Origin of the sequence: Algorimicrobium algoritergicola (assembly GCF_008086165.1) — a bacterium.
GTDB classification, from domain to species: domain Bacteria; phylum Bacteroidota; class Bacteroidia; order Flavobacteriales; family Flavobacteriaceae; genus Algorimicrobium; species Algorimicrobium algoritergicola.
Window position 1 is genome coordinate 1 of sequence record NZ_VSKL01000029.1, and the last position, 657, is coordinate 657.

At 41.6% G+C, this 657-nt stretch carries 1 protein-coding gene; it reads left to right on the forward strand.

The window, feature by feature from the left end; translation table 11 throughout:
• The coding region (locus tag ES675_RS16520) for a hypothetical protein (protein WP_211362538.1) at positions 1-657 on the forward strand (657 nt) is incomplete at both ends.

Consider the following 657-nt stretch of genomic DNA (forward strand, 5'->3'; position numbering starts at 1 on the left):
ATTGCAAGCTTTTAAATAACTGGTCTGGGCATAACGTGGATTCGGGCTCTAAAAATCAACCGAATGACGAGTATATGAACAAAATTAAAAAGCAGTTCCCTGATCAACTTGGCTGCATCAAACAAATTGAGTCTATAATATACGCAGAACGCTCTAAAAATGGAAAAGAGTACGCAAAAAACTGGTTAAACACCCAAGAGCAGCATAAAACGGTTATGACGAATGAAAGCTATTTATTGACATTCGGAGACAACACGGGACACACCAATAAATTAAGAGGCGAAGGTTTAATCCTTACCATACACGGCGAAAAATACGCCTATGATAGTTTCGATATTAATTTCCGTCACCACGCAGATAAGGAGTGGTCTATTCAATATGACGCCAACGACTTGTCTCAAGTCCTTGCCGTTTCTGCAGACGGAAAAGAGCGCTTCATGCTGGAGCAAAAATACATACAGCCTATGGCGTTGGCAGATCGTAAAGAGGGCGACCAGGAGGAACTGGATAAAATTCGCGCATTCAATAAAAAGGTTACCAACATGATTGTTGACGAACGCGCCAATAACTCTAGAATATTAGAGCCGTTCATGGACCAACCACAACTAAACGACACGCTTGCAAAACATTTGATTTCCGACAGTCTTGGCCAACACA